Genomic DNA, 23,694 nt, shown 5'->3' with positions numbered 1-23,694 from the left:
CCGGAGCACCGGTGTCGGCAGGCGCGCGGCCCGGGCGGTCACGGGCCAGCAGGCGGGGGCCGTCGACCGCTCAGCCGTCGAGCCGGTACCCCATGCCCCGCACCGTCACGATGCGTTCCGAACCCACCTTGCGGCGCAGCGCGCGCACGAACACGTCCACCACGTTGGAACCCGGGTCGTAGTCGTAACCCCACACGTGGGAGAGCATCTGCTGTCGGGTGAGCACCTGGCCCGGATGCCGCATGAGCAGCTCCAGCAGGGCGAACTCGCGCGCCGTCAGGTCCGTCGCGGTCCCCTCCACCGCCACCCGCCGGGTGCGCAGGTCCAGGGACAGTCCGCCCGCGACCAGTACCGTCAGGGCGCCGGTCCGCTCGGCCCGCATCCGCAGCCGTACCCGCGCCAGCAGTTCCTCGAACCGGAACGGTTTGGTCACGTAGTCGTCCGCGCCGATCTCCAGCCCCGTCACCGTGTCGCGCACCCCGTCGCGTGCGGTGAGGATCACCACGGGGGTGTCCACGCCCATCGCACGGATGCGCCGCAGGACGTCGAAGCCGTCGGTGTCGGGCAGCCCCAGGTCCAGCAGCATGAGGTCGAAGCCCCCGGTGACCGCGTAGTCGACGGCCTCCCCGCCGGTACCGACGACGGTCGCGGTGAAGCCGCTGGCGGTCAGGCCCTTGCGGACGAACGAGGCGATCCGTTCCTCGTCCTCGACGATGAGTACCCGGCTCACGGGTGTTCCCTTCCAACGCGGCTGTCGAGGGGGACGAGGGGCAGGTCGAGGGTGAACACGGACCCGGCGCCGGGCGCGGAACGCAGGTCGACCCGCCCGTGGTGGGCCTCGGCGATGGCGCGGACGATGGCCAGGCCCAGGCCGGCGCCGCGGTCCCCGCGCGCGGCGCCGCCGCCCCGTGAGAAGCGTTCGAAGATCCGGCCGTGCTCCTCGGCGGGGATGCCCGGCCCCCGGTCGGCCACCCAGAGCCGGACCCGGGAGCCGTCGACCGCCGAACCGATCCGCACGGTGGACCCCTGGCCGGTGTGCCGCACGGCGTTGGCGGCGAGCTGGACCATCGCCTGGGTGACGCGCTGGGGGTCCAGGCGCACGTCCTCCTCCGCCAGGGACTCCAGCCGCCAGTCCCGGTCGCCGAGCTGCCGCACCTTGGCGTCGATGTCGCTGGTGAGCTCGGCCAGGGAGACCGGCCGGGGGCGCACGAAGTCGGGCTGTTGGGCCTTGGCCAGCAGCAGCAGGTCCTCGACGATGCGGCCCATCCGGTCCAGCTCGTCGGTGACCAGCCGGACCACCTCCCGGCGCTCCTCGGGGCCGTCGCCCATGAGCTCCAGGTGGCCGCGCACGATCGTGATGGGGGTGCGGAGCTCGTGGCCGGCGTCGTCGACGAACCGGCGCTGGGCGGTGAACGCCCCCTCCAACCGGTCCAGCATGCTGTTGAACTGTTCGGCCAGGGCCGCGATGTCGTCCCGCCCGGACACCTCGATGCGCTGGGTGAGGTCCTCCTCGGAGATCTCCGCGGCGGTCTGCCGGACCAGCCGGACCGGGGCGAGGATACGTCCGGCCACCCACCAGGAGGCGGTGGCCGCGGCGGCCAGGCCGAGCGCGCTCACCACGGCGAGAGTGCCCATGGCCCCGGCGTCGGTGCCGTGGTCCCGGGCGGTGAAGTAGCCGATCACGAACCACCCCGCCGCGCCGTCCCCGCCCTCCGGCGCGAGTACCCGGATCTTCTCCCACTCGACCGGGCCCGCGGGGGTGTCCAGGACGCCGCGGGCGTCGGGGGAGTCCAGGATCTCCGCCACCGCGGCGGGGTCCCCGGACAGGTCGTGCGGCGGTTCCTGCCCCTGCCGGATGCGCCCCGTCCCGGTGCCGTCGGAGCCCCGGCCTCCGGGCTCCGCCGACCCGCCCGAGCCCTCGGGGACGTCGACCCAGCCGAAGAGGATCTCGGAGTCCTCGGGGTACTGGCGCTCCAGGTGGACCCTGATGAGTGAGGCGACGTCGGTGAAGGCCTCCCCCGTTCCGGGGTCGACCCCGATCGCCGCGAACTCCTGGAACTCGGCGATCTCCTGGCTGAGGGCCGTGTCCACCCGTTCGTCGGTCCGGGCGGTCAGCGCACTCCAGGTGAGGACGTTGACCAGCACGAGGACGGCGGCCATCAGCAGGACGACCCACACCATGATGCGGAGCCGTGCGGGCACCCGGCGGCGCTGGGGGACCTCGGGCTGGGGTCCGCGCATGACGAGGGTGGGCAGGACCGCGGTGCCGTCCGGTCCCGGGCTGGAGGAGCCCGGGGGAGGAGGGGAGGCGGTGGCGTCGGGGGAACCCCCGTGGTCAGCCGTCATCGTCGTCCCCGTCCTCGTACCGCGCGTCCAGGCAGGATTCCCACCAGTCGTCCCACTCGTCCTCTCCCCAGGCCTCGTGGTCCGTGCCCTCGTCGAGGCAGTCGAACGGGAAGCCCGTCGGCGGAGCGGGGGAGGGCTCGGGGCCGGGGCTCTCGGCGGATCCCTCACCGCCCCAGTCGGTGACGGGAGGCAGGGGGGCGACCACCCCGTCGTCCTCGGGTTCGGATTCGGAGGCCCCGGGCGACTCCCCGACCACCACCTCGGCGGCGGGCGCCGGGTCGGGGGTGCGCAGGAACAACACCCAGAGCAGGGCGGCGGTCGCGGCGGCGACGACTGTCAGCGCCCCGACGGCCAGCGGTACCAGAGGTGGTCTCATACCTGTCGAGCATCCCCGAGGAAGACGGCGCCCGGATGAAGCGGACATGAGGGAATCCTCATTCTCGCAGGTCGCAGGTCGCAGGTCGCAGGTCGCCGGGGCACACCGCACGCGGCGGTACGGGGCCCAGCGCGGGGCGCAGGCCCGGGAAGGGGCGCCCTGGTAGGGGACGTCCTAGTAGCGGCGGCCGCGGAGTTCGGCGACCAGGACCGCGGCCTGGGTGCGGCGCTTCAGGTCCAGCTTGGCCAGCAGCGCGGACACGTAGTTCTTGACGGTCTTCTCGGCCAGGTACAGCCGCTCGCCGATCTGCCGGTTGGTCATGCCCTCGCCGATCAGGTCGAGGATCTGCCGCTCCTGCGGGGTCAGCTCAGCCAGCGGGTCCGGTTCGGCCTGGGCGCCGCGCAGCCGCTCCAGCATCGCCCCGGTGCTGCCCGAGTCCAGCAGGGAGCCGCCCGCGGCGACCGTGCGCACCGCGCCGACCAGGTCGGCGCCGTGGATCTGCTTGAGCACGTAGCCGGCGGCACCGGCCATGACGGCGTCGTAGAGGGCGTCCTCGTCGGCGAAGGACGTGAGCATCAGACAGGCGATCTGGGGGTGGTCGGAGCGGATCTCCCGGCACACCTGGACGCCGGAGCCCCCGGGCAGCCGCACGTCGAGCACGGCGACGTCGGGCAGGACGACGGGGATCCGTGCCAGTGCCTGCTCGGCGGTCCCGGCCTCACCCACCACGGTCATGTCGTCCTCGGTCTCCAGCAGCGCGGCCACACCGCGCCGGACGACCTCGTGGTCGTCGACGAGGAAGACCCTGATCTGCTTCCGAGCACCCTCGGCCCCACCGCCAGTCATCTCTCTCCTCATCCCGCGTTCGCGCGCACGTGACACCCCTTCGAGGAAGACGTTAACGCCTGCGGGGGGTCCAGCGGGGGCCTTAGGGCACCGAACTCCCCGGGCAAAGGTCCTGGAATCGGACAAAAATCCTGCCCGGGGAGCAACGTGCCTGATCACGGCCGGTGCGGGTGTGACTACCGTCGCCTCATCGTCACCATCTCGTCACCGTCCACTGCGTCTCACGGCCGCCGTGCGGCCCAGGGACGGGCGAGTTCGTAGGCGCGGCAGGCCCGCAGCACGCGTGCGTCGGAGTGGCGGGGTCCCACCACCTGGAGGCCGATGGGCAGCCCCGAACCGCTGAACCCGCAGGGCACGCTCGCGGCGGGCTGCTGGGTCATGTTGAACGGGTAGCTGAACCCGGCCCAGGACGTCCACCGCCGTCCGGCGAGCTCCGGCGGCGACTCCAGCCCGGCCTCGAAGGCCACGATCGGCATGGTCGGCGTCAGCAGCAGGTCGTAGGTCTCGTGGAAGCGGCCCATCCGGGCGCCCATGGCCATGCGCAGGGCCATCGCGGTCAGGTAGTCCTGCGCCGAGTAGGTGAGGCCCTCCTCGACGATCTCCCGCAGACCGGGGTCCTGGAGTTCGCGCTCCCGCTCGGTGAGCTTCTCCGTGGCCTTGGCCGCACCCGAGTACCAGAGCACGTGGAACTCGTCCACGGACTCCGGCAGGCCCGGGTCCGCCTCCTCCACGTCGGCGCCCAGCGACTCGAACACCCGTACCGCCTCGGCGACCGCACGGGCCACCTCCGGGTCCACGTCCAGGCCGCCCAGGGTGGGGCTGTAGGCGATCCGCAGCCCCCGGACCAGTTCCCCGGGGTCGGTACCGCGTCCGGCCTCGGCCAGACCGGGCCCCGGCGCCGGCATCGCCATCCAGTCCCGGGAGTCGAAGCCCGAGACCACGTCCAGCATCAGCGCCATGTCGCCCACGGTCCGCGTGATCGGCCCGGTGTGCGCCAGCGACCCGAACGGGCTCGCCGGGTAGTGCGGGACCAGGCCCCAGGTGGGTTTGATCCCGCAGACCCCGCTGAAGCTGGCCGGTATGCGGATGGAACCGCCCCCGTCGGTCCCGGTGGCCAGCGGCCCCATCCCGGCCGCCACCGCGGCCGTCGCGCCCCCGCTGGAGCCGCCGGGGGTGGTGGACAGGTCCCAAGGGTTGCGGGTGATCCCGGTGAGCGGGTTGTCGGTGACGCCCTTCCATGCCAGCTCCGGGGTGGTGGTCTTGCCGACGAAGACCGCCCCCTGCTCGCGCATCCGGGCCACCACCGGTGAGTCCTCCTCCCAGGGGCCCTCCTGCGAGGAGGTCACCGAGCCCTTGAGGGTGGGCCAGCCCTTCGTCAGGTGGATGTCCTTGACGGAGGCGGGCACCCCGTCGAGCCTCCCGGAGGGCTCGCCGCGCCGCCACCGCTCGGCGGAGGCGCGGGCAGCCTCCCGGGCCTCCTCCGGGCGCACCAGGCAGAAGGCGTTCAGAGCCGGGTTGTCCTGCTCGATGCGTTCGAGCACCGCCTCCACCGCCTCCACCGGGGACAGCTCCCCGGTGGAGTAGGCGTGCAGGAGTTGTTCGGCGGACAGGTCGGCCGGTGTCACGGGATCTCCGGAGCGCGCCGGCGGGACGCCGCGTGCGGCCCCAGTCTCGGCTCCGGCGGATCCTTCGGCCGCACCGACGGCCGCACCAGCGTTGTCGGTCCCGGCCCGGTCGGAACGGATCGTCACTTCAGCCTCCCAAGTCACGCGAGGGGTCAGCCGGGTACGTAGCCCCGGCTCTTGTCCACGACGTTGCACAGTTCCCGCCCGTCCAGGTAGCGGGCGAGGTTGTCCAGGAACAGCTCCACCAGGTCGTCGCGCCAACCGACCACGTCACCGGACATGTGCGGCGAGACGACGGATCCGGGCAGGCCCCACAGCGGGCTGATGGCCTTGAGCGGTTCCCGTTCGAAGACGTCCAGTGCCGCTCCGGCGATCGAGCCCCGGTCCAGGGCGTTGACCAGGTCGGACTGGACGACGATGGGGCCGCGGGCCACGTTGACCAGCCGCGCGGTCGGCTTCATCAGGTCGAGGAAGCCCTGGTCGACCAGGCCCTGGGTGGCCTGGGTCAGCGGAGCGGCGATCACCACGTAGTCGGCCTCGGGGAGCTCGCCGCGCAGGGTGCGCCCGCCGTTGTCGGCCCGCTCGGCCAGGCTGGACTCGGCGACGTGGCCGAAGTCGGGGTCGCCGTCCCGGGCGTGGCTTCCCGAGCCGCGGACGTCCATGCCGACGGCACGGAGCTTGCGGGCGATGGCGCGGCCGATGGGCCCGGTGCCGACCACCAGGGCGCGCGCACCCGCCACCCGCTCGGTCTCACGGTGCTTCCACAGCCGTTCCCGCTGGTAGTCCCAGCTGCGGTGGAAGTCCTTGGCGAAGGAGACGACCTGCCCGAGGACGTACTCGGCGATGTGCTCGTCGAACACCCCGCGCGAGTTGGTGACGACGACGCCGCTCTCCACCAGACCGGGGAACATCAGGTTGTCCACGCCGGTGGTGGCGGCGTGCACCCACCCCAGGGAGTCGGCCTTGGGCCAGGCGGCGGACAGCGCCTCGGTGAACAGGTCCCACACGAGCAGGGCGTCGGCGCCGGGGAGCCTGGCGGACAGTTCGTCGGCGGTGGTGTAGACGACCTCGCCGAGGCCGGGGTGGTCGTCGATGCGTTCGTGCCCGGGCGGCAGGTCGTCCCCCCGGAGGACGAGGAGGCGCGGGCGTTCGGGGGCGGAAGGGGTGGTGCTGGAACTGTTCACGGGCGCGCGCTTTCCGGTTGCGACGGTTGACTGCCTTGCCGTCGGGAGGTGAGGGTCCGCCCTGCACGGGAAACGCTAGGGAGCCGTCATAGGATTGTCAACAATCCACAAAAGGGCTGTTTCCGTATCAAAGGGCGCGACATGCCCGCCCGACGCCCGGGGGATACCCGTGCACCCGGGGGTCTATTGCCGCCTTCGGCATGTTGATCATAAGATTGTCGACAATCAACGTTCTCGTGACTCAAGTGGCCGACCAGGATCCCCACCCACCCGTCGAAGGGACTCCACGTGCCCAGGTACATGACCGTCACACTCGCCGAACGCGGGGTCTCCTGCGTGGCGGAACTGCTCGACAAGGACGCGCCCCGCACCTGCGACGCGGTGTGGAACGCCCTCCCGCAGGGCGGCGCCGTCCAGCACGCCAAGTACGCGCGCAACGAGGTCTACACGATGGTGCCGAGGTTCGCCGACCCCGAACCGGGCCAGGAGAACCCCACCGTCACCCCGATCCCCGGCGACCTCGTCTACTTCTCCTTCGACGGAGGCATGCTCGACCGCAGCTTTAAGGAGGACAAGGGCATCGACCACCTGCCCGGGGTCATCGACCTCGCCCTCTTCTACGGCCGCAACAACCTCCTGCTCAACGGGGACGTGGGCTGGGTGCCCGGCAACGTGTTCGGCACCGTCGTCGAGAACCTCCCCGCCATGGCCGAGGCGTGCAACGACGTCTGGCGCTCCGGCAGCGTCGGCGAACGGCTCCTGTACGAACGGCTCGACCGCTGACCGGCCCCACCGGACGACAGCCCCACCCGACACCCCGAGAGAGCACCCCCTGGGAGGTGAGTGACCGATGCGGACCGAGGGAAACCGACCGGAGCACGGCGCCGAACAAGCGCCCCTGCAGGTGACCGCACCCGTACCCGAGCAGCCCGTCCCGCGCGGAGCCGTCGAACTGTCCGGGACGATGCTGACCCCCTGGCAGGCGGGGATCGGCGTGATCGCGCCCTACGACTTCGCGCTCGACCGCGAACTGTGGCGGTGGGCACCCGACGACGTCTCGCTGCACCTCACCCGCCTGCCGTACGTGCACGTCCCGGTGACGGTCGACCAGGCCGCCGCCCTCAGCAGGGGCAAGGGCGTGACCAGGGCGGTCAGGGCACTCCTGGCCCCCGAACCCCTGGCGGTCGGCTACGCCTGCGCCTCGGGCAGCTTCGTGCACGGCGCGGCGGGCGAACGGGAACTCCACCGGACCATGCTGGCCGCGGGCGCCCCGGCCGCGGTCACCACCTCGGGGGCGCTCATCCGGGCCCTGAGAACCCTGGAGGCGGACCGGATCGCCGTGGTCACCCCCTACGTGGACAGCGTGACCGAACGCCTCCTCGGCTACCTCGCCGAACACGGCGTGGGTGTCACCTCCAGCGTCGGACTCGGCCTGCTCAGCCACATCTGGCGGGTCACCTACGCCGAGGTCGCCCGGGCGGTGCACGAGGTGGACCGCCCGGACGCGCAGGCCGTGTACATCAGCTGCACCAACGTCCTCACCTACGACATCATCGCGCCCCTGGAACGGGAACTGGGTAAACCGGTGATAGCGGCCAACCAGGTCACCATGTGGGACCTGCTGCGGGCCGCCGACCGTCGGGCCGTGGCCCACGGACAGCGACTGCTCGAGGTGGCCGCGCCCAGCGCCGCCTGACCGCCGCCAGGGAGGGCGTCCGCGCCCGGAGGAGAACCATGACCCGTGTCGGAATCCTGTACCCAGGCCACAGCGCCGAAGACGACTACAAGACCTTCGCCTCGGTACTCGGCGGGGACGTCGAACTCCCCGTGGTGCACACACTGATGCGCGAGGACGCCCACCGGGTGGACGCCCTGCTGGACGTCGGCAGTGCGGGCGTGCTCGCCGAGGGCGCCCGGGAGCTCGCCGCGCTGGAGGCCGACTCCGCGGTCTGGGCCTGCACGAGCGGAAGCTTCGTGTACGGCTGGGAGGGCGCCCGCGAGCAGGTCCGGGGGGTGCGCGAGGCCGCGGGCGCCCCGGCCTCCAGCACGTCCTTCGCCTTCGTGCACGCGCTGCGACAACTGCGCCTGTCCCGGGTCGCGGTCGCCGCCACCTACCCGGACGACCTCGCCCAGCACTTCGCGGAGTTCCTCGCCGCGGCTGGCGTCACCGTGCTGTCCATGGCCAGCCACGGCATCGCCACCGCCGCCGAGGTGGGCCACCTCGACCCCGACGACGCACTCGACTTCGCCATCTCCAACGACCACCCCCGGGCCGAGGCCGTCCTCGTCCCGGACACCGCCCTGCACAGTGCGGACCTGATCGAACCGATGGAGGCCCTCCTGGGCAAGACCGTCCTCACCGCCAACCAGGTGAGCGTCTGGGAGGGCCTGCGGCTCGCGGGCCGGGGCGCGGCCAGACCCGGCCCCGGCACCCTGTTCCGCTCCGGCGCCTCCGTGGTCGGGAACGCCTTCGACGGGGGGTAGAGCGTGTGCCCGCCGTGCATGCCCTAACCTCGGGGCCTGCCGATCCGTCCGTGTACGTCCCCATCCGAAGGGAACCCCATGTCAGCCCCTGGCCAGCTCAGACCCGTCCCCAGACGGTCCACCGCCGAGCTGATCGCCGACCAGCTGAGATCCGCGATCATGTACGGCTCCCTCGCGCCCGGGGACCAGCTCGGCGAGGCCGAGCTGGCGGGCCGGCTGGGTGTCAGCCGGGGTCCGCTCCGCGAGGCCATGCAGCGCCTGGTCCAGGAGGGGCTGCTCCGCAGCGAACGGCACCGGGGCCTGTTCGTGTGCGAGCTCACCCCCGACGACGTCCGGGACGTCTACGTGGCCCGCCTCGCGGTGGAACGGACCGCCTGCGAGCTGATCATGCGGGGCAACCGGGGCGAGGCCCTGGCCCGCCTCACCCCCGCGGTGGACCGGCTGGCCGAGGCCGCGGCCAGCGGGGACCGGACCGCGATGAGCGACGCCGACCAGGAGTTCCACCAGACCCTGGTCAGCTGCGCGGGCAACTCGCGACTGGAGCGGATGGCGCAGACACTGCTGGTGGAGACCCGCATGTGCCTGACGGTGATGCAGGACGTCTACCCCGAACCCGAGGAACTGCTGGAGGAGCACCGCCGCATCCTGGACGCGATCGTCGACGGGGCCGAGGGCCGCCTCCTGACGCTGATCGAGTCGCACATGTTCGACACCGTCGCCCGCATCAACGCCGACGCCCCGGCCGACGACGAGCTCCCGGCCGACGACGGGACCCCGGCTCCGGAGACCGAAGCCGGGGCCTGACACCGGCCCGCCGCGGTGGCCGGACCGCAGCGGTGGATCAGAGCCCGCCGATACCCACGTACTTGGTGTCCAGGAACTCGTCGATGCCCACGCGTCCGCCCTCACGGCCCAGCCCGGAGTGCTTGACCCCGCCGAACGGGGCCGCCGGGTTGGACACCACCCCCTGGTTCAGGCCGACCATGCCGGTCTCCAGGGCCTCGCTGACCCGCATCGCCCGGTTCAGGTCCTGGGTGTACAGGTAGCTGACCAGGCCGAACTCGGTGTCGTTGGCGGCCCGGACCGCCTCCTCCTCGGTGTCGAAGGAGAGCACCGGCGCCACCGGGCCGAAGATCTCGGTGGTGGACAGCTCCGCGGCGAACGGCACGTCGGCCAGCACCGTCGGCTGGTAGAAGTGTCCCGGGCCCTCGCCGGGACCGCCGCCGACGAGCACGCGCGCGCCCCGCTCGACGGCGTCGTCCACCAGGCCCTGGACCTTGTCCCTGGCCTTCTCGTCGATGAGCGGGCCCACGTCCGTGCCGTCCTCCAGGCCCCGGCCCAGGCGCAGCGCGCCCATGCGCTCGCTGAGCCGGCGGGAGAACTCCTCGGCGATCCCGGACTGCGCGTAGATCCGGTTGGCCGCCGTGCAGGCCTCACCGATGTTGCGCATCTTGGCGAGCATCGCCCCGTCCACCGCGGCGTCCAGGTCGGCGTCGTCGAACACCAGGAACGGCGCGTTCCCGCCCAGTTCCATCGAGGTGCGCAGGACCTGGCCCGCGCTCTGCTCCAGCAGCTTCCTGCCCACGGCGGTGGACCCGGTGAAGGAGACCTTGCGGATCCGGCCGTCGGTGAGGAGGGGCTCGGTGATCCCGCCGGGGTCGGTGGTGGGCAGGACGCTCAGCACGCCCTCGGGGAGGCCCGCCTCACTGAGGATGCCGGCCAGGGCCAGCGCGGACAGGGGGGTCTGCTGGGCGGGCTTGAGGATCATCGTGCACCCGGCGGCGATGGCGGGGCCGATCTTGCGGGTGCCCATCGCCATGGGGAAGTTCCAGGGGGTGATCAGCATGCAGGGGCCGACCGGCTGGCGCATGATGAGGAAGCGCGACCTGCCGTCCGGTGAGGTGGCGAACCCGCCCTCGATCCGCACGGCCTCCTCGGCGAACCAGCGGAAGAACTCGGCGGCGTAGGCGATCTCGCCGCGCGCCTCGGCGAGGGGCTTGCCCATCTCCAGGGTCATCAGGACCGCCAGGTCCTCCTGGCGCTCCATGAGCAGCTGGTAGCTCCTGTACAGGATCTCGCTGCGCTCGCGGGGCGCGGCCTTGGCCCACTCCGGCTGGGCCCGCGCGGCCGCGTCCAGGGCGTTCAGGCCGTCCTCCCTGCCCGCGTCCGCGATCTCGCACAGCACCTTCCGGTTCGAGGGGTCCTCGACCCCGAAGGTGGCGCCGGAGGAGGAGTCCTGCCACTTCCCGGCCAGGAAGAGCCTCTTCTCCACCTGCTCGACGACCCGTGCTTCGCGATCCGACATGTTGTCTCCTCCGTCGACGGGCCGCCCCGGTATGGGCGGCCTGTGGTCAGAACTGCCCGACGTGCGCCCGCTGGACACCGCCACGCCCCGGATGTTTCCATAGCAGCGTCGATTGTCAACAATCCTACGGAACCTGATACACGGAATTGAGGCCATCGCATGGCGGAGCTCTCCCCGGCCCTCAAGCAGGCGACCCCGGTCGTCGCAGCACGAGGCGAGGGTGTCCACATCTACGACGAGGACGGCCGTCGCTTCCTGGACTTCACCGCAGGGATCGGTGTCACCAGTACCGGACACTGCCACCCGAAGGTGGTCGCCGCCGCCCAGGAACAGGTCGCGACGCTCATCCACGGCCAGTACACCACCGTGATGCACCGCCCCCTGCTCCGACTCACCGAGCGGCTCGGCGAGGTCCTGCCCGAGGGGCTCGACCGGCTGTTCTACGTGAACTCCGGCAGTGAGGCCGTGGAGGCAGCGCTCCGCCTGGCCCGCCAGGCCACCGGCCGCCAGAACGCCGTGGTCTTCCAGGGCTCCTTCCACGGGCGCACCATGGGCGCCGCCTCGCTGACCACCTCCGGGGTCAAGATCCGCGCCGGGATCGGCCCGCTCGTCCCCGGGGTCGTGGTCTCGCCCTTCCCCTACGCCTACCGGCTCGGCATGACCGAGGACGAGGCCGTCGACTACGCGCTGCGCGAGCTCGACTACCAGTTCGCCACGGTGACCTCCCCCAAGGACACCGCCGCCGTGTTCATCGAACCCGTCCTCGGGGAGGGCGGTTACGTGCCCGTTCCCGACGCCTTCCTCCAGGGTCTGCGCGAGCGGGCCGACCAGCACGGGTTCCTGCTGGTCATGGACGAGGTGCAGACCGGCTTCGGCCGCACCGGCACCTTCTGGGGGCACGAGCCCTCGGGCGTGCGCCCCGACATCGTCATCACCGCCAAGGGCCTGGCCAGCGGCTTCCCGCTCTCCGCCATCGCCGCGCCCGCCTCGGTCATGGAGAAGGCCTGGCCGGGTTCCCAGGGCGGCACCTACGGCGGCAACGCCGTGTCCTGCGCCGCGGCCCTGGCCACCCTGGACGTGATCCAGGAGGAGGGCCTGGTGGAGAACGCCGCCCGCCAGGGCGAACGCCTCCAGCAGGGCCTGGCCAAGATCGCCGAGGCCCACCCCGCCATCGGTGACGTCCGGGGCCGCGGACTGATGCGGGCCAACGAGTTCGTGACACCCGACGGCAGCCCCGACGGCGCCGCCGCCGCGCGCGCCCAGCAGGCCGCCGCCCAGAACGGGCTCCTGCTCCTGACCTGCGGACCCGCCGGAAACGTCGTGCGCTTCATCCCGGCGCTCGTCGTCAACGCCGACCAGGTCGACACCGCTCTGGAACTGTGGGCGGCTTCGGTCGAAGAAGCCACCTGACCAGCCCGGACGCCGTCGGGGTCCCGGCGGCGTCCGGATGGCCCGCGTCACACCGGAATATGGCGCGAAGGCACTCCCATGCCGTGATAGAGTCGGAGACGTCGCAAGGGAGAGCGCAGCTCAACCGGGCGACACACAACTGAAGACCTGCACTCGTAGCTCAATGGATAGAGCATCTGACTACGGATCAGAAGGTTGGGGGTTCGAGTCCTCCCGAGTGCACCACCATGAGACAGTGGCAGATCGGCCCTGAGCAGCGTCAAGCGCAGCTCGGGGCCGATTTGTGTAAAGCCTGGCTGTACACGCGGATCCAGTGTGGGAGCCGAGTGGGCTCCAGGCCGCACCTGCTCTGAACTGCTGTTTTTCCTGCAGGGCCCCATGGGAGCCAACCGTTTCAGAAGGTCGGCCACTTCTCGCCGGGTAGCTATTTCGGCATCCACGCCCGGCCACCACCCCTTCAGGCCAAGAGCGGCGCGGACGTCGAAACCCTGTCGGATCCACATCCCCGGTCCCGCGTCCCATCGCTGTACCAAGGTGGACCATCCTGGTTCAGGAGCGTTCCACCGTGTACCAGGGGTGAACCAGGACCCTGAGATCCGGCCAGCCCACTACCCACTGTTCCCGCACAGGGCGAAGCTTCCAAGGGGGCTCTCCGCAGGCCGTGGGCAGGGCCATGTGGTTCTTACTCAGCGATCGTCGAGGCGCTCCAGGACGTGCCGGGTGTGGGACCGCAATGCGGGAAGGGCCCTCTCGGCCACTTCATCGGCGCCCGGGGCCACATCGGTCAGCCCTTCCAGGGATTGCTCGAACGCCTTCGGGAACGCTTCGGCCAGCGTCGCCAGGCGTCCGATCAGGAGCTCCGGATCGAGACCGAGAATCTGGGCGGCTTTGCTCACCTGGTGGCGCCTGATGCGTGAAGCGATGCGCTCGCCGCCGATGGACAGGGCCACCGACCGTTCGACCTTCCGGGCGTCGTAGGCCAGCCCCGTCGCGAGGTCGTACAGCGGAGCCACACGCGTCACCCCCGGTGCGCGCAGGAGGGAGATGTTCTTCGCGTGCCCGTCGGGGGCGCCGGCCACCAGGTTGACGATCAGGAAGTCCGCGAGGGCGAGCCGGTCGTCGAACAGGCCGGTCGAATCTCGGGTGACGACCCGCGTCATGTCCGCCAGCCCTGGACCGTTGCGGGACTCGTACTTGTGCGCGGGCATTCGCCCGCACGCCTGCGCGAAGTCCTCCTGGTGCGTGCGCAGGACACGACCGCCGGACAGGGACCGGTCGAAGCGGTCGATCACGATGGCCCACTGGTCTTCGAACCGCGCGAAGGTGCTCTTGGCGACGACCACGCCCACTGCGGAGGCCGCCTCCATGGTGATGTGCTCGACCAGGGCCTGATGGTGGAGCTGTCTGATCCCCGGTTTGACGATGTGCGTGGTGGCCGCGCTGCCATGAGCCGTGTGCCAATGCCCGTCGAGTTTCGCGAGTGCGAACTTCTCCTGCTGGCCTCCCAGTGACCAGTGCTCGCCCGGCATCGTCCAGGACGGCTCCCCGCCGGCGAGTGCGCGGATCCGATCCGCGATCCCGGTGTCGCTGATCGGGTGGTGCTCACCGTCACGGGCCCGAAGCTCCTCCAGAGCCTCCTCCCGACAGAACTGGACGGCCCCCGGGCAGTCCCAGCCCATCGCCGCGAGAATGCCGAAGGCATCGTCGACCGAGACCCCGAGCTGGTCGGACCACGCGGCGCGCGCGTCCTCGTTCTCGGGAAGCAGCCCGAACAGGTACGGCTTGACTCTCTTCGCCGGGTGGGGTTCTCGTTGGAGGGGCAGACGCGCGGAGAGCGCCACATCGCCGTCACGCACGTACTCGGCCGTATAGGAGAACGTGGGGTCGTCATCGGAGGCTGCGCGTTCCAGGTGTCCCACGACCTCACCTGACAGCAGGACGGCCAAACGCTCAGTCATCGTCGGTGCTCCTGGTGTCAGCGGTCGGCAGGCCCCAGGAGGCCCGGCGCGCTCGCGAGGCCGCCCTGAGATCGGCGCCGACGCCGTCCGGTTCGTCCTGCTGGGTGCCCGTCTTCTGCGCGAGTGCGGCACGGGTCCGATCGGGGCTCTGCTGCGCCTGTGGCGCGTCGCCGTTTGATCGCAGGGTGAGGGTGAGGTCCAGGGCGGCGAGGAGGCGCAGCAAGGGCTCCAGTTCGGCACCGCGGTGTCCGGCCTCGACGCGGGCCAGCCAGGAGCGGGCGACGCCGGCCCGGGCTGCCAGGGCCGTTTGGCTGAGGCCCTGGGAGAGCCGGGTGTCGCGGACCAGAGCGCCGAGTTTGGACCACCCTGTCAGCGTGAACTCTTCCGGCATCGCATGTTCTCCGTCCTCGTTCGAGGACATTGTAAGCATGTCCTCGAACGAGGACAATTCGCGTTTGTCCTCGAACGAGGACAGCACAAGTCCCGCGTACCATCGCGGTGCCAAGGCGGACCATCCTGGCTCAGGAGCGTTCCGCCGTGCACCAGGGGTGAACCAGGACCCCGATATCCGGCCAGCTCACGCAATCGCGGCGGGGTGCTTCTCGGGACAGCCTCCGGCCTTGGCCGGTAGGAGCAGGGGGCCGATCGGGGCCCACTGGTCATCGGTCAGGTCAGAGGGGTAGGTCGGGCGTCGCGGCATGGGGGTCATGCTCGCGGCCTGCAGGTATGCCGGGACTCAGATAGCCCGGATTCCCGCCGACACACCTCCCGGATGCGGGTCGACGCGTGATGAGGACCTGTCGAAACACCTGACACGTCCCGGGAACATGTTAGTTCTAGCCAAAATTCTTAACACGTGGTGCGGATACCGACTCCTGCGAGCCGTGACAGCTGACGGCGCCTGGATCGAATGGGTCCTCTACTTGCTCGACGCTGTTCGCGAGTCTGCAGAGTCGACGACGCAAAAGATCAAAGCCATCCGCACGTGTCAGGAGGACATTGCCGAGCGAGCTCGCGCTGCCACTTCGGGCGGGCGGGACGCACAGTTCTTGGCCGTCCTGTTCGAGCAGCCCTACTGCCGCATCAACACTGTCGCCGATCGATGCGACGTCCTGCGCCAGACTGCGTCGTCCTGGCCGCGGCGGGGCTCCTCCACGATCAGGGCGACCTCTTCAGGCATCGCATGTTCGACGTCCTCGTTCGACGTCCTCGTTCGAGGACATTGCAAGAATGGCCTCGAACGAGGACAGCAGAACTGATGGGCGGTGGACATCTTCAGGTAGCCGATGAACATGGCGGGCACGTCCACACGAATCACCGGCTCGCCCCACCGAAGCGATTCTGTGGGTTTCGTGCGGCACGGCCTGCACAGCGGCGCAAGAGCGACCCTCGCCCGCCGTCTGACGTCGGTCATGGGACTCGACCCGACTCCCACGGCATGGGCGGCGGAGGATGCGCAGAGCTCTCAGGGGGCGACCGGGAGACGGGTTCTGGCGGCGCGGCGAATACGTGGCGAAGAGGGGTCCGGGCGTGGTCGACATAGCACCGTTGACCTGGACTTATACATGGGATGGTAGGACCACTACGGATCAGAAGGTTGGGGGTTCGAGTCCTCCCGAGTGCACCACCTTGAGACAGTGGAGAAGCCGCCCGAACTGTGAAAACAGCTCGGGCGGCTTCTTTTTTGCTGTCCTTCGGAGAGGCCCGTTCAGGGTCCTGATATCCCGATGCACATGGCCGGAGTTGGTGGGCGCCCGGCTCACGCGGCGAGCACCCGAGACCGGGCGGCGTCCATGGCTTAGGCGACCTCATTAAGGCGCCGGCGCGAGCGCCGTCGCGCAGCTCGGTGCCCGGCTCGGGACCGGTCGGCAACCCGCAGCCCGAGACGGGCACCGAGCGAGGCGGAGGAGCAGCGCCAAGGCTGGACCGACAGGAGCAGTTCCAGCCCCGGGTAACCCGCCGTGGTTGCTGGCGTGTTCGGATCCCGAGGCACCCGATAGCGGACTGCGTCTGTCTCGGGTTGCTCGATCCGGCGCCATCGGGAATCCCGGACCGACACGATGGTTGCGGAAGACTGGGGCTGAGGGAGCTTGGCGCAGGTGTGCGCGAGGCATCAGCTCACCTGGGGTGACGTGCTGTGGCGGAGGTCAGGGGCGATGCACATTCAATGCACACCGCGTCGGGAAACGGCCGGGAACCATGGGAAGACGTCGGAGTGTCAGGCCAGGTCGGCGGCAGGTTCTGTACTCGGTGAACTGGTGGCGGGAGGCCCCTGGTACATCAGAAGGTTGGTCCCGAGCGCACTACCTTGAGACAGTGACAGATCGGCTCTGAGCAGCGTCAAACGCAGCTCGGGGCCGATTTGTGTGTGGGCCTGGCGCTCCCATGCCCCCAGCGTGGGAGCCAAGTGGGCTCCAGAGTGGACCTGCTCTGAACTGCGGTTTTGCCCATAGGGTCGCGTGGAAGCCAATCATTTCAGAAGATTGGCCGCATTTCGCCGGATGACGATTCCGGTATCCACACTCTCCTCACCCGATGTGTTGGTCCATAGTCGATCCAAGGGGTTGAGGGCGATGTTCAGGATGGCGGCGTCGCTGGGGTCACCGGGACCGGCCTCGTCAGCGGAGGCGGGCATGCTGTCCAGGAGTCCGGCGGCGCCGTCCCCCAGGCCCGCCGCGCCCGCCGCCCGGAAGAGGCGGCGGCGGTCCACACCGTTCTCGGCGCTTCGATCGATCGCCTTCCTGATGAATGCCTTGTTGAACACATGTCCTCTTCGCTGTCGTCTGCTGCGTGGTGGCGCACGTCCCGACTCAAGGCGTGTTCGCCCTCTTCCCGGTGGGCGGCGACGGGGCAGCGCGAGCCATGGCCAGGGTGAATGCTTTGGGTGGCAAGATAGTAACAATCAGTTGTTTCCTGGGTGGTGTCCAGGTCAGCCCCGTGGGGCCTTGCCCTGGCCCCACGCGATCGAGGTGGGCAGCGCTGCCGCTGACGGCGTTGGTTCGCCCACGGGCCGCGACCCGACGGGTCACTCGGGCACGACACCGGACACGGAGGGTCGCCATCCGACGATGTGGGGTGGCGACCACTCCGTGCCGGTCGTCGTTACCGCCTATCCAGCGGCGGAGGACATGACGGGCAGGTAGCCGTAGCGGTGTCCGCTCCCGTTGGGGTGGTAGGACTTGCCGATCGGCAGTGTGGGCCCGTGGATCCAGCTCGACGAGGCGCAGAGCCGGTGGCCCTCGAAGGCGGGGCTCGGGTTGGCGAACGCGTAGCCGTGGGCTTGCGCACGGGCGCGCAGGGCGTTGTTCATCGTGTCGGCGGCGGCGTTGATGCGCTCGCGGCGTGCGACGGGGATGGCGCCGAAGCAGCTCGTGGTCTCGTAGAGGCGTGGGTAGCCCAGGACGATGACGCGGGCCCCCGGCGCCTTCGCCCGGATGTCCGAGTAGAGGAGGTTGAGCTGACCGGGCAGGGTGTTCGCGATGTAGGACTCGGCGCTGTCCAGCGCGCCGAAGCAGTCGCTGTCGGAACCGGTGCGGCAGGAGCTGACCACGTCGACGAAACCGGCGTCGTTGCCCCCGCTGGTCACGCTGACCAGGTCGGTGTGGGAGGACAGCGAACCGAGCTGTTCCCGGCGCACGTCCGCTGAGGTCGCGCCGCCACAGGCCTTGAAGCTGAAGGAGGCGGCACCCTTCTGGGCGGCCCAGAGCGCCGGATAGGCCTTGGACGAGCGCTGGCAGGAGGAGGAGAGGTCGTAGGAGCCCGCTCCCACGCCGGAGGAGTAGGAGTCGCCGAGGGCGACGTAGTCGACGGACGCCGCCGCGCTGACGGCGACGGACGAGGACACGACCAGGAGCAGGGAGAGGAACACGGACGAACACAAGCGTCGGATCATCAGCGGGGGCCTTTCGTCGCACGGCGGGCGTGCGTGGGGAGGCGACAGGGGGTGGAGCGCGCTTGGGCCGCTGGCGGCGGTCCCGCATCCAGGCGAACGTAGGCCGACGTGTCCAACGTCACAAGAAGGGATGTATGCTTTGTTACTTACTCGTAAGTAATGACGAGCGACGACATGGATGTTCCACGCCGCGGGAGTTCGGTTGTGTTGAACGGCCACGTGCGAGCGACGGTGCCTGGGGGTGGAACAGGCATGTAACGTCTGTTACGTAGCGAGGGGAGTGGGACATTGGTGAGCATCGCGGACATGATCCGGACCCACGAGGGCGGGCTGAGCTCCAGTGAGCGCAGGGTCGCGCGGGCCCTGCTCGCGGACTATCCCGCGGCCGGTCTGGGGACCGTCCGGCTGCTGGCCGGGCGGGCCGGGGTGAGCGCGCCCACGGTGCTGCGGTTCGTGGCCAGGCTCGGATTCGACAACTATCCCGCGCTCCAGCAGCGGTTGCTCGGTGAGCTGGGGGAACGCGAACAGTCGCCGCTGGACGCCTACGCCTCCTCCCGGGAGGGCGAGCCGTCCGACGCCGACCGCGTCGACCTCGGGGCCTCGGTCGCTCGCACCCTCGGTGCCGCCGTGCGCAAGACCTTGGAGGACCTGCCCGCCTTCGAGTTGAACGAGGCGGTCCGGCTCCTGGGCGAGCCCGAGCACCGGGTCGTCTCCTGGGGCGGGCGCTTCTCGCGCCTGCTCTCCCAGTACCTCGTCCTGCACCTGATGCAGGTCCGGGGGAACGCCGTCACCCTGCCGGACGCGCCCGTGGAGCGGGCCGACCTGCTGGCGGACGCGGGTCGCGGGGACGTCTTCGTGGTCTTCGACTTCCGCCGGTACGAGGCGTGGTCGCTGCACGCGGCGCGCGAGGCCGCGCGGCGGGAGGCCCGGGTGGTCCTGATGACGGACCGCTGGCTGTCGCCGATCTCCGCCGTCGCCGACGTCGTGCTGCCCGTGCACGTCGACTCGGTCTCGGCCTACGACTCCCAGGTGCCGGCGATGGCGGTCTGCGAAGCGCTGGTGGCCGGGGTGATGCGGTCCCTGGGGGGCCGCGCCGAGGAGCGCATGCGCCGCTTTGAGCAGGCCAGTCGGGGCTTCGACCTGCTCTGAGGCGCCGCATCGGTGTTCCAGGGCGGGCCGTCTCGACCGAGTAACGTTTTATTCATTACATGTTGCTCTTCAAATTCTAATTACGTAACATCTGTTCCATCCCCCGGGGCCACGCCCCTCTCCCTAGGAGGAACAGATGATGACGACACGCATCAGCGGCGCCGGCGCCGCAGCCCTGCTGGTTCTGACCGCCACGGCCTGCGCAGGATCCGGCGGTGCGGAGAACGGCGAGGCCTCCGAGGCCGTCTCCGTCTCCATCGACGGCGTCGGCACCGTCGAGCCCGACTCCGCGCTCGCCGAAACGGTTCCGGACCACATCCGTGACGCCGGGCAGGTCTCGGTGGCGACGAACGCCCCCTACGAGCCGTTCATCGCCTTCGTCGAGGAGGGAAACCAGGAGTCCTTCACCGGCCTCGACCACGACCTCATGGTCGCGGCGTCGGCCCGTCTGGGCCTGGCCGCCGACTTCCAGCAGCAGCCCTTCGACGGTCTCGTCCCCGGACTGCAGGCGGGCCGCTACGACGTGATCGTCGGCGGGATCACCGACAACCGCGAGCGCCAGGACGTGGCGTCCTTCGTCGACTACACCGCTTCGGGTACCGGCATCCTCGTCGAGGACGGCAACCCGCTCGGTATCGGGTCGATCGCCGACCTGTGCGGCCTGCGCGTGGGCGTCCAGAAGGCCTCGCGCCAGCAGGAGATTCTGGAGGAGTACGCCGAGCAGGACTGCGACGAGCCGATCGAGATCACCAGCTACCCCGAGAACCCCCAGGCGGTGACCGCCCTCAGCGCCAGCAGTGTCGACGCCGTCGGTGCCACCCAGGTCAACCTCGTGGAGATCGCCGACTCACTGGAGGGCGAGGCCGAACTGGTCATCGACCCCGACAACCCGAACGGCTACCTGGCCAGCCCCAACGGGTTCGGCTTCCTCAAGGGCGAGGAGGAGCTGGTCGAGGCCTACCGCTCCTCGGTCCAGTCCCTAATGGACGACGGGACCTACACCGACGTCCTCGCCAAGTGGGGGCAGGAGCCGATCGCCCTGGACGAGGCCACCGTCAACCAGGCGATCGACTGACCGCCGCGTCCGCGCACCCGCACACACCACGGAAGGACCCACGATGCCCGCCCCACCCGCACCGATGACACCAGCGACGGAGTCCCCTCCCGCGGCCACCGACCTCGTCGTGGTCCCGGTGCGCCACTACGGGCGCTGGTTCGCGGCTCTGGTCGTCAGCCTGTGCGCGGGCGCCCTGCTCTGGTCGCTGTTGACCAACCCCAACCTGGACATCCGGCTGGTCCTGAGCTACCTGGTGCGTGACTTCGTGTTCCGGGGGATCGGCATCACCGTCGTACTCACCGTGGTCGCCATGGTGATCGGTGTGGCGGGCGGCATCGTCGTCGCGGCGATGCGCATGTCGGACAACCCCGTGCTGAGCACCGTGGCCTGGGTGTTCCTGTGGTTCTTCCGCGGCACGCCGCTCCTGGTGCAGATCATCTTCTGGGGCTTCCTCGGCGCCCTCTACCCCCGGCTCTTCCTCGGCATCCCCTTCACCGACATCGCGCTGGTCAACGAGCCCACGAGCGCGGTCGTCACGCCCTTCGTCGCCGCCATCCTCGGGCTGGCCCTGAACGAGGTGGCCTACGCCGCGGAGATCATCCGGGGCGGCATGCTCTCGGTGGACCGCGGACAGACCGAGGCCGCCCAGGCCCTGGGTATGGGCCCGGTCAAGATCCTGCGCCGCATCGTCCTGCCGCAGGCCATGCGGATCATCATCCCGCCGATGGGCAACGACACGATCAACATGCTCAAGATGACCGCGCTGGTGTCGGTCATCGGCGGCAGCGACCTGCTGACCGCCGTCCAGAACGTGTACTCGCAGAACTTCCAGGTCATCCCGCTGCTCACCGTGGCGGTCTTCTGGTACCTGATGCTGACCAGCGTGCTCTCGCTCGGCCAGCACTACCTGGAGAAGCGCTTCGGGCGCGGGTTCGGCTCGGGCTCGACCCGCTCGACCGGCACGCTCTCCCGCCTCCTCGGCCGCAGGGAAGGGATCTGAATGGACCAGGACACGATGGTGGCCGCCGAAGGCGTCCGCAAGAGCTTCGGCAGGACCGAGGTGCTCAGCGGGATCGACCTGCGGGTCCGCTCGGGCGAGGTCTGCTGTGTGCTTGGGCCCTCCGGCTCGGGCAAGTCGACCTTCCTGCGGTGCGTCAACCACCTGGAGAAGATCAACGGCGGGCGGCTGTGGGTGAACGGGAGCCTGGTGGGCTACCGCCATCGGGGCGGCCGACTGTACGAGATGCGAGAGCGTGAGATCGCGGCCCAGCGGCGCGAGATCGGCATGGTCTTCCAGCGGTTCAACCTCTTTCCCCACATGACCGCTCTGGAGAACGTCACCGAGGGACCCGTCCAGGTCAAGCGCGAACCGCCCGAGGCAGCCCGCCGCCACGGCCTCGAACTGCTCGACCGCGTGGGCCTGGCCGACCGGGCCCGCGCCTATCCCGGCGAGCTCTCGGGCGGTCAGCAGCAGCGGGTCGCGATCGCCCGCTCCCTGGCGATGCGCCCCCAGCTGATGCTCTTCGACGAACCCACCTCGGCCCTGGACCCGGAACTGGTTGGCGAGGTCCTCGATGTCATGCGGGACCTGGCCCGGGACGGCATGACGATGATCGTGGTGACGCACGAGATCGGCTTCGCCCGCGAGGTCGCCGACCGCGTGGTGTTCATGGACGGTGGGGTGGTGGTCGAGGAAGGCGCACCCGACACCCTCCTCGACTCCCCGCGACACGAGCGCACCCAGGCGTTCCTTTCCAAGGTGCTCTGATGGATCCGGTGACACCACGGTTCGGGGAAGCGCTGGAGATGCTCCCGGAGTACGTCGAGCGCCTGCGTGACCTGGTCGGCGTGGACAGCGGTTCCCTGGACGCCGCAGGCGTCGACGGGGTCGGCGACCGGGTGGCGGGCCTGCTGTCCGCCGTCGGCGCGCGGGTGGAGCGCCACCCCGTCCGGCACCCCGACGGCAGTCCGCTCGGGCACGCCATCGTGGGCCGTCTGCGCGGTTCGTCCCCCGGGCCGCTCGTGCTGATGGCCGGGCACATGGACACCGTGTTCGAGAAGGGCACCGCCGCCCGGCGCCCGTTCTCCGTCGAGGCCGGCAGATGGGCCAGGGGCCCGGGCGTGTGCGACGACAAGGGGGGCCTCCTCGCCGGTGTCGCGGCCCTGGAACTCGTCGCGCCCCACTGGCGGCGCGGGGAACTCGTCCTCTACTGCGGGCCGGACGAGGAGATCGGATCGCTCGGCAGCCGGTCCCTGCTGGCCGAGCTCGCCGACGAGGCCGATCTGGCCCTGTGCCTGGAGTGCGCCCGTGAGGACGGCAGCGTCGTCACCGGCCGCAAGGGCGTCGCCGACGTGGAGATCGCTTTCCGGGGACGGGCCGCCCACGCGGGCATCGAACGCGCCGCCGGGGCCAACGCCGCCCTGGCCTGCGCGCGGGCGGCGGTGCGGATCGAGCGGCTCAACGGCCGCTGGCCGGACGCCGGGGTCAACATCGGCGTCATGCGCTCCGGCCACCGTCCCAACGTGGTGCCGGACGAGGCGACCCTCGTGCTGGACGTGCGCTCCGAACGCCCGTCCACCTTCGAGGCCGTGCTGGCGGCGATCGGCGACATCACCGCGACGGACCTGGTCCCGGGGGTGGAGGTGCGCACGGAGGTCGTGGCGCCGGCACCGCCCTGGAGCGCCGGGCCACGGGACGCGCGCCTGCGCGACACGTATCTGGAGCTGGCCCGTCAGGCGGGGATCGCCCTGAGCGCGGTGTCGACCGGGGGAAGCGCCGACGCCAACCTCATCGCCGAACGGGGCATCCCCGTGCTCGACGGGCTCGGCCCCGTGGGCGGCGGCGACCACGGCCCGGACGAGTGGCTCGACCTGGAGTCCGTGGCTCCCAGAACGGCCCTGCTCGCGGAGTTGCTGCTGCGCTCCACCGGGCAACCGTCCCCGACCGGGGACGAGGCCCGCATCCCCTCGGCCGTCGAGGGCTGACTCGGGCCCCGGGCCTGGTGCCCGGGGCCGTGTACTCCCCGTGCCCCGGCACGGGGTGCCACGGGGGCAGCGATCCG

Annotated in this window: 22 protein-coding genes and 1 tRNA gene; 12 read left to right on the top strand and 11 right to left on the bottom strand. The window is 70.5% G+C overall.

The window, feature by feature from the left end:
- Window positions 1-70 precede the first annotated feature (70 nt).
- The 6 genes from AC0VYD_RS25945 to AC0VYD_RS25920 all read right to left on the bottom strand — a co-directional run bounded on the left by AC0VYD_RS25945 (window position 71) and on the right by AC0VYD_RS25920 (window position 6,377).
- Window positions 71-730, bottom strand: coding sequence for a response regulator transcription factor (locus tag AC0VYD_RS25945; RefSeq protein ID WP_475477927.1), 660 nt, complete (start codon window positions 728-730; stop codon window positions 71-73).
- Window positions 727-2,346: a sensor histidine kinase gene (locus tag AC0VYD_RS25940; protein ID WP_475477926.1), complete on the bottom strand. Its 1,620-nt coding sequence runs from the start codon at window positions 2,344-2,346 to the stop codon at window positions 727-729. Before AC0VYD_RS25940 ends, AC0VYD_RS25945 begins: the two co-directional genes overlap by 4 nt.
- Window positions 2,336-2,722, bottom strand: coding sequence for a hypothetical protein (locus AC0VYD_RS25935; RefSeq protein WP_475477925.1), 387 nt, complete (start codon window positions 2,720-2,722; stop codon window positions 2,336-2,338). The genes AC0VYD_RS25940 and AC0VYD_RS25935 overlap by 11 nt, the downstream gene beginning before the upstream one ends.
- A gap of 174 nt (window positions 2,723-2,896) precedes the next feature.
- Window positions 2,897-3,568 carry a response regulator gene (locus AC0VYD_RS25930; RefSeq protein ID WP_473037431.1) on the bottom strand — a complete coding sequence of 224 codons (672 nt, stop codon included), beginning with the start codon at window positions 3,566-3,568 and terminating at the stop codon, window positions 2,897-2,899.
- 221 nt (window positions 3,569-3,789) lie between these two features.
- Entirely contained in the window at window positions 3,790-5,319 is a 1,530-nt protein-coding gene (locus AC0VYD_RS25925; RefSeq protein ID WP_475477924.1) for an amidase, read from the bottom strand.
- A gap of 26 nt (window positions 5,320-5,345) precedes the next feature.
- Entirely contained in the window at window positions 5,346-6,377 is a 1,032-nt protein-coding gene (locus tag AC0VYD_RS25920) for a D-2-hydroxyacid dehydrogenase (protein ID WP_475477923.1), read from the bottom strand.
- A 300-nt stretch (window positions 6,378-6,677) separates the two neighbouring features.
- Between AC0VYD_RS25920 and AC0VYD_RS25915 the strand changes: the two genes are divergently transcribed.
- The 4 genes from AC0VYD_RS25915 (at window position 6,678) to AC0VYD_RS25900 (ending at window position 9,665) form a co-directional block, all read left to right on the top strand.
- On the top strand, window positions 6,678-7,160 hold the full coding sequence (locus tag AC0VYD_RS25915; RefSeq protein WP_191268072.1) for a DUF3830 family protein: 483 nt from the start codon (window positions 6,678-6,680) through the stop codon (window positions 7,158-7,160).
- A gap of 67 nt (window positions 7,161-7,227) precedes the next feature.
- The gene (locus tag AC0VYD_RS25910; protein WP_475477922.1) at window positions 7,228-8,073 is read left to right on the top strand and encodes a maleate cis-trans isomerase family protein; all 846 of its coding nucleotides are present in this window, start codon (window positions 7,228-7,230) and stop codon (window positions 8,071-8,073) included.
- A gap of 38 nt (window positions 8,074-8,111) precedes the next feature.
- Complete coding sequence (locus AC0VYD_RS25905; RefSeq protein ID WP_475477921.1) at window positions 8,112-8,861, top strand: maleate cis-trans isomerase family protein; 750 nt, start codon at window positions 8,112-8,114, stop codon at window positions 8,859-8,861.
- 78 nt (window positions 8,862-8,939) lie between these two features.
- Window positions 8,940-9,665 carry a GntR family transcriptional regulator gene (locus tag AC0VYD_RS25900; protein WP_475477920.1) on the top strand — a complete coding sequence of 242 codons (726 nt, stop codon included), beginning with the start codon at window positions 8,940-8,942 and terminating at the stop codon, window positions 9,663-9,665.
- Between the two features lie 37 nt (window positions 9,666-9,702).
- Here AC0VYD_RS25900 and AC0VYD_RS25895 read toward each other — a convergent pair whose 3' ends face one another.
- Window positions 9,703-11,166 (bottom strand): NAD-dependent succinate-semialdehyde dehydrogenase, encoded by a 1,464-nt coding sequence (locus tag AC0VYD_RS25895; RefSeq protein ID WP_475477919.1) that lies wholly within the window; start codon window positions 11,164-11,166, stop codon window positions 9,703-9,705.
- 159 nt (window positions 11,167-11,325) lie between these two features.
- On the opposite strand from AC0VYD_RS25895, the gene AC0VYD_RS25890 reads away from it, so the two are divergent.
- Window positions 11,326-12,576, top strand: a complete 1,251-nt coding sequence (locus AC0VYD_RS25890) for an aspartate aminotransferase family protein (protein ID WP_452543111.1) — start codon at window positions 11,326-11,328, stop codon at window positions 12,574-12,576.
- A 149-nt stretch (window positions 12,577-12,725) separates the two neighbouring features.
- A tRNA-Arg gene (locus tag AC0VYD_RS25885) sits at window positions 12,726-12,801 on the top strand.
- 461 nt (window positions 12,802-13,262) lie between these two features.
- On the opposite strand, the gene AC0VYD_RS25880 is transcribed toward AC0VYD_RS25885, so the two are convergent.
- Together AC0VYD_RS25880 and AC0VYD_RS25875 are read right to left on the bottom strand one after the other, a co-directional pair.
- A complete protein-coding gene (locus AC0VYD_RS25880) occupies window positions 13,263-14,534 on the bottom strand; it encodes a HipA domain-containing protein (protein ID WP_475477918.1) in 1,272 nt (423 codons plus the stop codon).
- Window positions 14,527-14,925, bottom strand: coding sequence for a helix-turn-helix domain-containing protein (locus AC0VYD_RS25875; RefSeq protein WP_475477917.1), 399 nt, complete (start codon window positions 14,923-14,925; stop codon window positions 14,527-14,529). Before AC0VYD_RS25875 ends, AC0VYD_RS25880 begins: the two co-directional genes overlap by 8 nt.
- Before the next feature lie 307 nt (window positions 14,926-15,232).
- On the opposite strand from AC0VYD_RS25875, the gene AC0VYD_RS25870 reads away from it, so the two are divergent.
- Window positions 15,233-15,793 carry a hypothetical protein gene (locus tag AC0VYD_RS25870; protein ID WP_475477916.1) on the top strand — a complete coding sequence of 187 codons (561 nt, stop codon included), beginning with the start codon at window positions 15,233-15,235 and terminating at the stop codon, window positions 15,791-15,793.
- Window positions 15,794-17,004: 1,211 nt separating this feature from the next.
- Here the strand turns inward: AC0VYD_RS25870 and AC0VYD_RS25865 are convergent.
- Both AC0VYD_RS25865 and AC0VYD_RS25860 read right to left on the bottom strand, forming a co-directional pair.
- On the bottom strand, window positions 17,005-17,298 hold the full coding sequence (locus AC0VYD_RS25865; RefSeq protein WP_475477915.1) for a hypothetical protein: 294 nt from the start codon (window positions 17,296-17,298) through the stop codon (window positions 17,005-17,007).
- Between the two features lie 345 nt (window positions 17,299-17,643).
- Entirely contained in the window at window positions 17,644-18,426 is a 783-nt protein-coding gene (locus AC0VYD_RS25860; protein WP_475477914.1) for an SGNH/GDSL hydrolase family protein, read from the bottom strand.
- A 291-nt stretch (window positions 18,427-18,717) separates the two neighbouring features.
- Here AC0VYD_RS25860 and AC0VYD_RS25855 point away from each other — a divergent pair, with 291 nt between their 5' ends.
- The 5 genes from AC0VYD_RS25855 (at window position 18,718) to AC0VYD_RS25835 (ending at window position 23,617) form a co-directional block, all read left to right on the top strand.
- Entirely contained in the window at window positions 18,718-19,575 is an 858-nt protein-coding gene (locus AC0VYD_RS25855) for a MurR/RpiR family transcriptional regulator (RefSeq protein WP_475477913.1), read from the top strand.
- A gap of 136 nt (window positions 19,576-19,711) precedes the next feature.
- Window positions 19,712-20,650, top strand: a complete 939-nt coding sequence (locus AC0VYD_RS25850; protein WP_475477912.1) for a transporter substrate-binding domain-containing protein — start codon at window positions 19,712-19,714, stop codon at window positions 20,648-20,650.
- Between the two features lie 43 nt (window positions 20,651-20,693).
- The gene (locus AC0VYD_RS25845) at window positions 20,694-21,632 is read left to right on the top strand and encodes an amino acid ABC transporter permease (RefSeq protein WP_475477911.1); all 939 of its coding nucleotides are present in this window, start codon (window positions 20,694-20,696) and stop codon (window positions 21,630-21,632) included.
- Window positions 21,633-22,400: an amino acid ABC transporter ATP-binding protein gene (locus tag AC0VYD_RS25840; RefSeq protein ID WP_475477910.1), complete on the top strand. Its 768-nt coding sequence runs from the start codon at window positions 21,633-21,635 to the stop codon at window positions 22,398-22,400.
- Complete coding sequence (locus AC0VYD_RS25835) at window positions 22,400-23,617, top strand: M20/M25/M40 family metallo-hydrolase (RefSeq protein ID WP_475477909.1); 1,218 nt, start codon at window positions 22,400-22,402, stop codon at window positions 23,615-23,617. Before AC0VYD_RS25840 ends, AC0VYD_RS25835 begins: the two co-directional genes overlap by 1 nt.
- The last annotated feature ends 77 nt before the right edge of the window (window positions 23,618-23,694 follow it).

It is taken from the genome of Nocardiopsis sp. iso_40, from assembly GCF_056173285.1.
This window is presented reverse-complemented; position numbering and strand designations above follow the sequence as displayed.